Origin of the sequence: Pseudoalteromonas luteoviolacea H33-S, assembly GCF_001625695.1 — a bacterium.
Lineage (GTDB): Bacteria > Pseudomonadota > Gammaproteobacteria > Enterobacterales > Alteromonadaceae > Pseudoalteromonas > Pseudoalteromonas luteoviolacea_B.
Map to the genome: position 1 here is coordinate 125656 of NZ_AUXY01000104.1, position 12073 is coordinate 137728.

Here is a 12073-nt window from a genome sequence, read left to right on the forward strand (position 1 = left end):
TAATAAATGGAACGTTCCAAATAATAACAATCAAGAGAATGGGAGTTAATCATGAAAAGGTTTGCACTTTGTGCTTTGGCACTTGCTATCCAGTCTGTATCTATACACGCGCACACAGGTCATACACATTCGCCATCACACAGCAATGAAATCAACGAATGGCAAGATAAAAACAACTACAAAAAAGGCCAACGAGTCACGCACCAAGGTGCAATTTATCAAGCAAACTGGTGGTCTGAGGGCGATTCGCCCGCCATTAATACTTCGGGGGCATGGCAGTTTGTACAATTCATCAATCATGAAAATAATACCCCAAACCCTTGGTTGCATGCTCAGGTGTACACCAAAGGTCAAATCGTTGCCTATAAGGGCGAGTTGTTTGAAGCAAAATGGTGGACATTGAATGAAGCCCCAGATGTAAGCCAAGTTTGGGCTAAAGTTGCCCATGATAAAAAGAACGATCCAATTTCACAAATGAGCCTAATTAGCAATGACATTGTGCTCAGTGAACAAAAAGCAGAGTCACCTGCAGGCGAGGCCATCGGTAATGCTTTTGATGGCGATCCCCGCACTAAATATGTCACACTCAAACCACAGGGGTGGGTGCAAGTCTCTTTAGCGCAGCCACAAAGTCTGGCGAAATATCAACTCACATCAGCAAACGACGCACCGGGTAGAGATCCACACACATGGACGCTGCAAGGTTCTAACGATGGCGAAAACTGGCATGTCATTGATACACAGTCCGAGCAAACTTTCAGTAAGCGTTTCGAGCAAAAAAGCTATCATTTAAATACGGTCAAGCCTTATCAACATTATCGCTTTGATATGACTCACAAGGGCACGGATGATTGGGGGTATGATTTACTACAAATTGCTGAAATTGATTTATTTACCAACACGCAACTCCCTATTGCCGGTATTGCCAGCGATGCAAGCACCGTATTTATTGGTGAAGCATTAACGCTAAAAGACACCAGCCTCAATCAACCAAATAGCTTTGAATGGCGATTTGAACAAGGCACACCAGCAACTAGTTTGGCCAAAGACCCACAAGTCACCTTTAATATACCCGGTGTAAAAACAGTAGAATTGGTCACATATAATTGGCATGGTCAAAGTGACACGGCTAGCCACAAAGTGAAAGTGGTTGACCCTGCAAACCCTTGGCACGGATTTGCTTACCCTGAAATCAAATTTGCCCACGAAGATACGCAAAGCGAAGGCTATAAACGCATTCACAGGCTATTTCCTAATTTAGAAAAAACCATCAATGACGTTACATTACAAGTAAACCAATATTTATATAAGCACTATGGTGAATCACCTGAGTTTGACTCTGTCACATTTAGTCTTAAGTGGATGGATACCCTAGCCTATCGAGCTGGCTCTGGCCGAAATATGGAAATTGCGTTCAGTACCAAATACATTACGGAATCTTTAGCCAATGCCAGCGATGAAGAAGTTATTTACGAATTGCTCGGTGTGTTTTGGCATGAGCTTGTTCACGGTTATCAACACTTTCCAACAGGCGCAATGGCCGATGGTAATGAAACTCACGCCATTGTTGAAGGCATTGCCGACCTTGTTCGGATCCGAGCTGGTTTCCACGCCACACGCAGCCCCTCACCGTCTAAAAACTGGCTAGGGGGTTACACCAATACCGGGTTCTTTTTATCATGGATCCAAGACAATTATGATGATGATTTTACCTATAAGATCAATCAAATGGTGCTAACTAGTCAACGTGAAGGCTGGGAGTGGACATTAGAAGAAGCACTTAAACGCATCTTAAATCAGGATATTAATACCCTGTGGCAGAAGTACCAAGCAACACTGGGCGCAGCACCTGAAGCCCCCGCAATCCCTGAAGATCAAATTAGCTTGGTGAGTTTAGGCACAGATATAAGTGCCTCAGCACAGCCTGCGGATCCTATCTATGATATTGCAAAAGCAATCGATGGCGACCGTTATACTAAATATCTGACGATAAATAGTCAGTCTGAGGTAACCTTTTCTACCCATGGTGCAGGAAAACTTAAATCCTATAGACTCACTGTCGGCGATAACCAACCAAGCAGAGATCCAAGTGCATGGACCTTATTAGGCTCTCAAGATGGTGTCACATGGCATGAGGTGGATAGCCAATCTAGTCAAGTATTTAGCCAAAGGTTAGAAACGCGAGAATTCTCAGTCGATCAAGTTCCAAGTTATCAATACTTTCAATTCAACTTCACCAATAGCGGGCAACAAAGCAATGGTGAGTCAGTATTTCAAATCGCCGAAATAGACTTATTAGCTGATAAAGCCACAGTAACTTTACCCGTCGTATTAGAAAACTTTGTTTTGCTTGGCGGTGAGATCAGCGCTGAGTATGAAGGGTTTAGTCAATGGGGCGAGGGCTATCAAAGTGCATTTGATGGCAATTATGAAAACAAGTATGTTGCGCTTACGGACAAGGGATGGCTGCAATTTGTTGCCAATCAACCTCATATCATCAGTGCATATAGCATAACCAGTGGTAACGATGCGCCGGAACGAGATCCGTCAAGCTGGACGTTACATGGTTCAAATGACGGCGTGCACTGGCATATCTTGGATACACGTCAATCTGAACAATTTACTGAACGCAATCAAACACGCACTTTTCGTATTGAAAACACCACCGCGTTTACCCATTTCCGCATTGACTTAACGCATACCGCCACTGACAGCAATGGCAATAACTTACTTCAACTATCAGAAATAGGCTTTTTTAGCGCTAAATAGTTAAAAAATCGAGGCAAGGCTTTTTACCTTGCCTTTATTCCGTGCCAAGCCTTGCACTGTTACAGTGCATTTTAATTAATCTTAAACATCACCCGACACAGCGCAAAAACTTGAGAAATCAGGCAAGCCATCATATGATCCAATATTGCACAGTGAATGGATCGTTTGACGGATTTTTAAAGCAAATATGGATATCGGGAAAGATGAAAACCAGTAAGCTCAGTATCAGGTTACTTTGGTATATTACACCACTGGTGATTTTGCCTTTGCTGTTTTTAGGTGGCTTTACGCTCACCAATGTTACGAGCTCTACTCAAAAGCAAGCAAAACTGATTGTCGGCCGTTTTGTTGAACAGCAGCAGCAAAAAATGTTCAATTACATGGAAATATACCAGTCGACCACAAAGCTGCTTTCCACATCCCCTGTACTCAGTGATTATCTACTCTCTCCGCCTGATACAGAATCACTACAAAAAAAACGCTTAGGCGCTTTGCTTACGTCATCAGATGAGCAGAAACTTAAAACAAAGCGCTTGGGTGCGCTTATGGATGTCTTTGCAAGTTACAGTGAAGCCTATCCAGATATTCTCAGTATCAATTTGGTCGATGCTGATGGTAAAAGCCATGCTTTCTATTCGAGTAATTTAAGTTTTGCGCCAGATGATTACCCGTTTTTTGATCAAGTGCTCAAAAGCAACTTAAGGCAGCAACAGTATATGCTGCCCGCCAAAGAAGGCGGAACACAACTCTATTTTGTGCAACAAATTTATAGCGTAAACTTTCATTTGAAAAGACCGCAACGCCAAGGCTATATAATTGTTCGTGTCGCTCCCTCAATTATCAGCAGTAGTATACTAGAGGCGCCCTATGACAATACGTTAAACTTATTGGTCTCTACTCAAGGAGAAGTCCTGTTCTCTTCTGACGGGCAGTTCACATCGACTTATCTGTCTGACGAAGAAATGGCCCAGATAAGTTCTTTGGCTGATAGAGGCAAATTAGATTCCGTCGTACTACCCTCGGTAGATGGACTCAAGCGCATGACCTACAGCGCGCAGCTCAGCGGTGGTTATTATTACATTTCCACGATCCCCAAAAGCATTCTCTACCAATCTGGTAAAGCGATCAGCTTGATCACCGCTTTAATTGTCATTCTCTCCGTGGTTACCTTACCAGTACTCATCTTTATTGTGGTACGGAATCTACTGCTTACACCGATTGAATTGCTAGGCGAGGCAAGTCATCGTGTCGGTGACGGAGACTTGTCTGTCTCGTTGCCAGCCCATGATGACGACGAAGTTGGCATCTTGTTTGATGATTTCAATCACATGGTAAAACAGATCCGTGATTTCCAAGGCGAATTAGAAGACTATAAACTCCATCTGGAAGAAAAGGTGGAAAGCCGTACCCGAGCGCTAGAAGAAATGAATAGTCAGCTTGAAGTCGCCATCACCGAAGCTGAGCAAGCCAACCAGCTTAAAAGCCGCTTTTTGGCCAATATGAGCCACGAGATCCGCACCCCTTTAACTGCAATCATGGGCTTTACTGAACAGCTGCTGCACAACCCTGGCGCTAAAAATTCAGATTTACACTTAGACACCATTTTGCGAAATTCAAAGCATTTATTAGAACTTATCAACAATATCCTAGATTTATCTAAGATTGAGGCAGAAAAGCTCGCGGTTGAAAAAAACCGCATTGAGTTCCTTCCTTTATTAAAAGACATTGAATCCATCATTCTGCCACTCGCAGAAGAAAAGCATCTTGAGCTTAATCTCAATTACGCCTTCCCGCTACCAAAAGTGCTCCACAGTGATGAAACGCGTTTAAAACAGATTTTACTTAACATTGCCAGTAACGCCGTCAAATTTACCGAACAAGGGTTTATATCTATTAATATTGATTTTAATACCCAACACGATCAGTTTATCTTTACGATTAAGGACACGGGTATTGGTATGTCAAAAAGTGAGATGGAACGTGTATTTAAACCGTTTGAACAGGCTGATACCACCACTACGAGGCGTTTTGGTGGCACAGGGCTTGGTTTGTGTATTTCCAAAAACCTTGCCCAATTACTTGGTGGCGATGTACAGGTCAGCAGTGAGCAAGGCAATGGCAGTACATTTACCATTACCATCTCAGCGAATCATGCAAACCAAGACATTGAGTGGATTGAATGTGATACCCACACTCACAGCCAAACCAGCAGCTCGCAAAAACTCGCTGAGACGCAGCTTGAAGCAACAATACTCCTAGCAGAAGATAACAAAGATAACCAAGATCTGATCTCCTTGTTATTAAGCTCTTGGGGGCTCAAACCCGATATTGCCAATAACGGCGCAGAAGCGGTGGAAATGTCTCTCATCAATGATTATGACTTAATCCTGATGGATATGCAGATGCCAGTGATGGGGGGCTTAGAAGCGACTGAGATGCTTAGGCATGCCGCTTATGATGGTCCGATTGTCGCCCTCACAGCGAACATCATGAAGCACGATATTGATACCTACTTAGCAGCAGGATGCAATGCCACACTAGGTAAGCCCATTGATAGAGAGAAGCTAGGCGCGGTATTACTCGAGTTTTTAGAGCTCGCCAGCGAAAATGCCTCTAAGTGGAATAACCTGCTTAAAAGTGAAAAGTTCCTGCAGATAAGCCAAAATTATCTAGAGAAGCTACCTGAGCAACTAGACCTTGTAGAAGCACTTTATGAAAACCAAGAATGGGAATCGCTGCGCGCTCTGGCGCATAGCTTAAAAGGCAGTGCTGGCTGCTTTGGTTTTAGCAACATTCACAGTGCTGCCGGAGATTTAGAAAATAGCTTACAAGGTAATAACAAAGCACAGTGGCAATACACCACACTGCAGCTTACTCAAGCAATTCAATACACGTTAGACAATGAGAATGTGCAACTGCAAGCTGTTCGCTAAGCGCATATAAGCTTTATTCACTCTGTGAACTGTAGACCCATTAAAATAGCGTCTTCTTTACCAGTTTGTGTCGGGTAGTAGTTATTTCTTCTACCCATTACATTCAGACCCACCTTTTCATACAAAGCAATCGCTGGTGTATTCGATGCTCTGACTTCAAGAAATAGGTTTTCCGCCTGCTCATCTCGACACCAAGTGATCAAGGCCTGCATTAACTCAGTTGCAATCCCTTGGCCTTGGCTATTTGGATGCACACAGATATTCATCAAAGTATAATCAGGCCCCGCTCGCTCAGCGATAAAATACCCGACCAATCCCTGCTCACTATCGCGACACATATTAAAGTAACGTCCACCAATACATGAGATGAGTGTTTTTTCGCTCCAAGGATGACTGTGGCAAGCATTTTCAATCTCCATGACCTTATCTATCGGAAATTGTCCGAGCGCGTTTTTATGCAGATATTGCATGAGATATCACCTGCCATAAGTGTTGCTTTTGCTGGGCATTTAATGTGTCGCTAGGCAGCATCAGTGTACTGCCGTTTAAGGCGATTGAATCCCCTGACACCACCACTAAGTCAGTACAATTTAAAGCAAGGGAAATGTCTGCTGTCAATTGCGCAGGCAGCTGCAAATGGATTGGGGCATTTGACCCATCTTCCGAAGCCACTTGTGTGTCATAGCGCGCTTTGAGTTTGAGTGGTGTTAAGCCAAGTAATTGAGCATGTATCGGATGCATGATAAAAACACTTTTTATACTGAGTCTAAATGGTAGTAGTAAAAGATTCAATTACGTGAGAAAAGTAAGAAGTGGCAGGGGCGGCAGGACTCGAACCCGCAACCATCGGTTTTGGAGACCGCTGTTCTACCAATTGGAACTACGCCCCTGCAATGTCGACGCATTATAAAGAGCTTTTAGAAAAGGTAAAGAGGTAAAATGCATTTTTTTGTTTGTTTGCGCTTTTTATAAACAAAAAGGCGAATATTTATGATATTCGCCTTTTTTTCATTCAATTAGCTTGTACTAACTATCATTATTCCCACTCGATAGTCGCAGGTGGTTTACCGGAGATATCGTAAACGACGCGAGAAATACCATCGATTTCATTAATGATACGGTTTGATACTAGACCTAAGAAGTCATAGGGTAAATGTGACCAACGCGCCGTCATAAAATCAATTGTTTCTACACAGCGTAATGACACAACCCAGTCGTACTTACGCGCATCACCCATTACGCCTACCGATTTAACCGGAAGGAATACTGTGAATGCTTGAGATACTTTGTGGTAAATGTCTGCTTTATGAAGCTCTTCTATGAAGATAGCATCTGCACGACGAAGTAAATCACAGTATTCTTTCTTGATTTCACCAAGGACACGTACACCTAGACCTGGACCTGGGAATGGGTGACGGTAAAGCATGTCGTAAGGTAAACCTAACTCAAGGCCAATCTTACGTACTTCATCTTTAAACAACTCGCGAAGTGGTTCTACTAGACCCATTTCCATATCGTCAGGCAGACCACCTACGTTATGGTGAGACTTAATCACGTGCGCTTTACCTGTTTTAGATGCCGCTGACTCAATGACGTCTGGGTAAATCGTACCTTGCGCTAACCATTTAGCATTTTTCAACTTTTTAGATTCAGCATCGAATACGTCAATGAAGGTATGACCAATTGCTTTACGCTTATCTTCAGGATCAGAAAGACCAGCCAAGTCATTTAGGAACTGCTCTTCAGCATCCACTTTGATGATATTCAGGCCAAACTTATCACCAAACATCTCCATTACTTGCTGACCTTCGTTTAAACGAAGTAAACCATTATCAACAAATACACACGTTAGCTTCTTACCAATCGCACGGTGGATAAGCATAGCCACAACCGATGAATCAACACCACCTGAAAGACCAAGGATAACTTCGTCATCGCCGACTTTTTCTTTGATTCGCTCAACCGCATCTTCAATGATCTGCGAAGGTGTCCAAAGCTTCTCACAGCCACAGATATCAATCGCAAAACGCTCTAACAAACGAGTACCTTGCTGCGTGTGTGTTACTTCTGGGTGGAATTGCACACCATAGAAACGTTTTTCTTCCCAAGACATTGCCGCGTGTGGACACGTATCCGTTTTCGCACTTGTTACAAATGTGTCAGGGATTTCAACTACTTTATCGCCGTGGCTCATCCATACGTCAAGTTGACCAATGCCATCTTCGATATGATCTTCAATCGCTTCGAATAAAGCACAGTTACCAACTTTTTCAACTTTTGCGTAACCAAACTCTTTCTTATCAGAGCTATGTACTTTACCACCTAGCTGCATCGCCATTGTTTGCATGCCGTAACATACACCAAGTACAGGTACACCTGCTTCAAACACATACTCTGGTGCTCTTGGGCTATTTTCTTCTGTGGTTGACTCTGGACCACCAGACAGGATGATACCCTGAGGGTTGAATTCACGGATCTGCTCTTCCGTTACATCCCACGCCCAAAGTTCACAGTAAACGCCAATCTCACGTACACGACGTGCAATTAACTGCGTGTATTGAGAACCGAAGTCTAAGATCAAAATACGGGAATCATGGATGTCTTTGCTCATTGATAATCTCGTTAGTTAGGAAACGATAAAATTAGTAAAGCACAGCTAACCTGCTTTACCAGAATTAAAAAGGGCTAGCTGCTGCTAGCCCTGACAATTTTGCGGGCTCAACGCACGTTGGCCGGCTTAACCTAAGCGATAGTTAGGCGCTTCTTTGGTGATTTGTACATCGTGTACGTGAGACTCACCCATACCTGCTGACGTAACACGTACAAACTCAGGTTTGATGTTCAGCTCAGCGATTGTTGCACAACCTGTTAAGCCCATTGCACTGCGAATACCACCAATTTGCTGGTGAATGATTGCAGCAATTGGGCCCTTGTATGCAACGCGGCCTTCGATGCCTTCTGGCACAAGCTTGTCTGCTTGGTTGCTCTTCTGGAAGTAACGGTCTGAAGACCCTTCTTTTTGGTTCATCGCACCTAGAGAACCCATACCACGGTAAGACTTGTAGTAACGGCCTTGATACAGTTCAACTTCACCCGGTGACTCTTCAGTACCAGCAAGCATTGAACCAACCATAACGCACGCTGCACCAGCGACAAGCGCTTTAACAATGTCACCTGAATAGCGAATACCGCCATCAGCAATGACAGGAATATCACGATCTTTCAGCGCTTCAACAGCATCTGAAATAGCTGTGATTTGTGGTACACCACATCCTGTAACGATACGTGTTGTACAGATTGAGCCAGGGCCAATACCTACTTTAACGGCATCTGCACCAGCATCTGCAAGGGCAAGGGCACCTGCGCCTGTTGCAACATTACCCGCAACAATTTGTAGCTCTGGGTAAGCTGCACGCGTTGCTTTAACGCGGTCAATTACACCTTGAGAGTGACCATGAGAGGTGTCAATCAATAAGATGTCCACACCTGCTTCAACCAATGCAGCGATACGCTCGTCAGTACCAGCACCAACACCCACAGCAGCACCAACACGTAAACGACCTTGTGCGTCTTTACATGCGTTCGGCTTTTCTTGTGCTTTTTGATAATCTTTAACAGTGATCATGCCTTTCAGTGCGAAAGCATCGTCAACCACTAAGATTTTTTCAATGCGGTGCTCGTGCATAAGACCAAGGATCTCTTCACGACCTGCGCCTTCTTTCACAGTTACCAAGTCTGCTTGTTTTGTCATCACTGACGAAACAGGCTTGTCTAGCTGAGTTTCAAAACGCATATCACGACTTGTCACAATGCCTTGTAACTGGTTATCAGCACCCACAACAGGGAAGCCTGAAAACCCTTTTTCTTCAGCAAGGGCAATTGTTTCAGCAATTGTTTTGTCAGCTGTCACTGTGACCGGGAAAGTAACAATACCTGCTTCGTAAGTTTTTACTTTACGAACATTGTCGGCTTGCTCTTCGATGGTCATGTTTTTGTGAATAAAGCCAATGCCGCCTTCTTGCGCTAAGGCAATCGCTAAGCGTGCTTCAGTAACTGTGTCCATTGACGCAGAAACAAGTGGCAGATTAAGCTCGATATCGCGTGTCAGACGAGTTTTAAGACTCGCTGTGTGCGGTAGAACAGTTGAATGAGCGGGTACTAGTAGTACGTCGTCAAAAGTAAGGGCTTCTTTTGCAATTCTTAGCATGTGTGCGGCTTCTCTCAAGTGAATTCTGAGTATAAGGAATTGCGTGCGCATTTTATCAGCGTTCCTTATGTGAGTAAACAAAATTTAGCAAAAAATGTGCTAAAGTGTCTGTGAATTTTTTATGGAGCTCGGTATGTCGTTGCCACAAAACAACAAAGTTTATACAGTTTCGCGACTAAATCGCGAAATTCGCGGTTTATTAGAACAAGGTTTCGCTTCTCTTGAGTTGACGGGTGAAATTTCAAACTTTGTCGCCCCCGCTTCCGGCCATTGGTACTTTTCACTCAAAGATGAAAAAGCGCAAATTAAAGCGGCGATGTGGCGAGGTAATAACCGATATTGTAAATATCGCCCAGAAAATGGGGCACAAGTACAAGTCAAAGCCCGAGTCTCTGTGTATGAACCCCGTGGAGATTATCAGCTTATCGTCGAACAGATGGCACCTGCCGGAGAAGGCTTACTGAAGCAACAGTTTGAAGCGCTACAGATGCAGCTCGCCGCTGAAGGGCTCTTTAATAGTTTCCATAAAAAACCACTTCCGCAACAAATCAATCGCGTTGGTGTTGTCACCTCCGCAACCGGCGCTGCCATCAAAGATATTTTGTCTGTGTTAAAGCGCCGAGCTCCTCAATTAGAAGTCACCATCTACCCCACCCTAGTACAGGGAAAAGGTGCTGGAGTGCAAATCGCAGAAAAGATTGCACTGGCAGACAAGCGCAGTGAAGTCGATATATTGATAGTAGGTCGCGGAGGTGGCTCGCTGGAGGACCTGTGGTGCTTTAACGAAGAAATCGTCGCCCGTGCTATTTTTACCTGCAATCTCCCTGTGATAAGTGCTGTAGGCCACGAAATAGACACCACCATCAGTGATTATGTCGCTGATTTACGTGCTCCTACCCCCTCCGCAGCCGCAGAGTTAGTGAGCCCTGATAGTAGTGAGCTGATAAATTATGTAAAGGATAGAAAACAGCGCCTTACAACTGCATTAAAACGCAAGCTATATGATGAGCAACAACATATTGCACGGCTGCAACAGCGATTAAGTCTGCAGCATCCTCAGAACCAATTGATGCAACAAGTACAGCGCATCGATGAATTGCAGCAACGTTTGATACGAGCGTGGCAATATCAGCAACAAAAACACCATCACAAAGTGAATGTACTTGACCATACCCTCCTAAAATTCCACCCTGAAAAGCGCTTGAATGAAGCCAAAGCAAAGCTACAGAGATTGGAATCAGCCTTGCACAATACCATGAAACAACAGCAAAGCCGCCAACAAAACCTGCTGGCGCTACTTGCTGCTAGACTTGACAGTGTCAGCCCTCTGACAGTGCTATCTCGAGGTTACAGTATTACTCAAAAAGGCAAACATGTGCTCAGTTCGGTATCAGAGGTCAAAACCGGCGACGCGCTTATTACACAGCTCGCAGATGGGCAACTACATACTAAAGTCACTGCAATTAAAGAAAAAGGCGAGTAAGTTAGTACTCGCTTTTTAATTGTTCACTGGTTTTTAAACTCAGGTGTATCTGCATGACGCCTTGGTTTTGCACAGCGGTCACCGTTTTAAACTGCTTCATCCAAGGCATGTTAAGTAAAGCATTGTGGAGCTGCTGCCACCTTGGTGAAGTACTATTTGATTGCGACGCAAAGTTGAGCTGACAAATATGCTGCCTACATTCTACAGATAGCATCTCGACATCATCATGCAGACTCGCCTCATATAAAAAGTCTTCCGCAAATAGCTCCACTTCCGAGGCCCACACTTCATCGCGCCGCTGGTGTGCGAATATATTTTTCAATTGATTTGGGACGTTATAACTTGAAGGTGAGGACTCACTGGGGTGCAATAACTGCGCTTTCAAACGTGAGTTTTCTTGCTCTAATTGCTGATTGCGTTGAACCAGCTGTTCAAGTTCTGTGGTGTGATTTAAAACAGGTAGCGCATTACTGTGCGTTTCTCTTGGTGGAACGGGAGGAATAGCTTGTTTCAGTATGTGTTCTTCAGCCATTACGCGAGTGGCTTCATTCAAATGAAGTACTTTCTCTGACGGTGCATCTTGAGCGCCCAGATCAGTATGGCGTATTTCATAAAACCCACAGGTTAGCAAAACACCCGTGGCAAACGCATATACCAAAGAGCTCTTCGAGCGCATCAGAC

General features: G+C 44.1%; 8 protein-coding genes and 1 tRNA gene. 3 read left to right on the forward strand and 6 right to left on the reverse strand.

Annotated elements, in window-relative coordinates:
* Positions 1-51 precede the first annotated feature (51 nt).
* Positions 52-2769 carry a basic secretory protein-like protein gene (locus N477_RS21465; protein WP_063362487.1) on the forward strand — a complete coding sequence of 906 codons (2718 nt, stop codon included), beginning with the start codon at positions 52-54 and terminating at the stop codon, positions 2767-2769.
* A gap of 203 nt (positions 2770-2972) precedes the next feature.
* Positions 2973-5702 (forward strand): hybrid sensor histidine kinase/response regulator, encoded by a 2730-nt coding sequence (locus N477_RS21470; RefSeq protein ID WP_063362486.1) that lies wholly within the window; start codon positions 2973-2975, stop codon positions 5700-5702.
* Positions 5703-5719: 17 nt separating this feature from the next.
* On the opposite strand, the gene rimI is transcribed toward N477_RS21470, so the two are convergent.
* The 5 genes from rimI to guaB form a co-directional block, all read right to left on the reverse strand.
* Positions 5720-6172 (reverse strand): ribosomal protein S18-alanine N-acetyltransferase, encoded by a 453-nt coding sequence (rimI, locus tag N477_RS21475; RefSeq protein WP_063362485.1) that lies wholly within the window; start codon positions 6170-6172, stop codon positions 5720-5722.
* Positions 6156-6443 carry a hypothetical protein gene (locus N477_RS21480; RefSeq protein WP_063362484.1) on the reverse strand — a complete coding sequence of 96 codons (288 nt, stop codon included), beginning with the start codon at positions 6441-6443 and terminating at the stop codon, positions 6156-6158. The genes rimI and N477_RS21480 overlap by 17 nt, the downstream gene beginning before the upstream one ends.
* Before the next feature lie 72 nt (positions 6444-6515).
* Positions 6516-6592, reverse strand: a tRNA-Trp gene (locus tag N477_RS21485).
* A gap of 146 nt (positions 6593-6738) precedes the next feature.
* Positions 6739-8313: a glutamine-hydrolyzing GMP synthase gene (gene guaA / locus N477_RS21490; protein WP_063355733.1), complete on the reverse strand. Its 1575-nt coding sequence runs from the start codon at positions 8311-8313 to the stop codon at positions 6739-6741.
* A 126-nt stretch (positions 8314-8439) separates the two neighbouring features.
* Positions 8440-9909 carry an IMP dehydrogenase gene (gene guaB / locus N477_RS21495; protein ID WP_063362578.1) on the reverse strand — a complete coding sequence of 490 codons (1470 nt, stop codon included), beginning with the start codon at positions 9907-9909 and terminating at the stop codon, positions 8440-8442.
* A gap of 133 nt (positions 9910-10042) precedes the next feature.
* On the opposite strand from guaB, the gene xseA reads away from it, so the two are divergent.
* Positions 10043-11392 carry an exodeoxyribonuclease VII large subunit gene (gene xseA, locus N477_RS21500; protein WP_063362483.1) on the forward strand — a complete coding sequence of 450 codons (1350 nt, stop codon included), beginning with the start codon at positions 10043-10045 and terminating at the stop codon, positions 11390-11392.
* 1 nt (position 11393) lies between these two features.
* Here xseA and N477_RS21505 read toward each other — a convergent pair whose 3' ends face one another.
* Positions 11394-12068, reverse strand: a complete 675-nt coding sequence (locus N477_RS21505) for a hypothetical protein (RefSeq protein ID WP_155731986.1) — start codon at positions 12066-12068, stop codon at positions 11394-11396.
* Positions 12069-12073: the final 5 nt, after the last annotated feature.

Bases quoted from the DNA above. Each gene is read 5' to 3' on its own strand.
- guaA (WP_063355733.1), bottom strand. From the start codon at position 8,313: ATGAGCAAAGACATCCATGATTCCCGTATTTTGATCTTAGACTTCGGT.
- N477_RS21465 (WP_063362487.1), top strand. From the start codon at position 52: ATGAAAAGGTTTGCACTTTGTGCTTTGGCACTTGCTATCCAGTCTGTA.
- guaB (WP_063362578.1), bottom strand. From the start codon at position 9,909: ATGCTAAGAATTGCAAAAGAAGCCCTTACTTTTGACGACGTACTACTA.
- N477_RS21480 (WP_063362484.1), bottom strand. From the start codon at position 6,443: ATGCATCCGATACATGCTCAATTACTTGGCTTAACACCACTCAAACTC.
- N477_RS21470 (WP_063362486.1), top strand. From the start codon at position 2,973: ATGAAAACCAGTAAGCTCAGTATCAGGTTACTTTGGTATATTACACCA.
- rimI (WP_063362485.1), bottom strand. From the start codon at position 6,172: ATGCAATATCTGCATAAAAACGCGCTCGGACAATTTCCGATAGATAAG.
- N477_RS21505 (WP_155731986.1), bottom strand. From the start codon at position 12,068: ATGCGCTCGAAGAGCTCTTTGGTATATGCGTTTGCCACGGGTGTTTTG.
- xseA (WP_063362483.1), top strand. From the start codon at position 10,043: ATGTCGTTGCCACAAAACAACAAAGTTTATACAGTTTCGCGACTAAAT.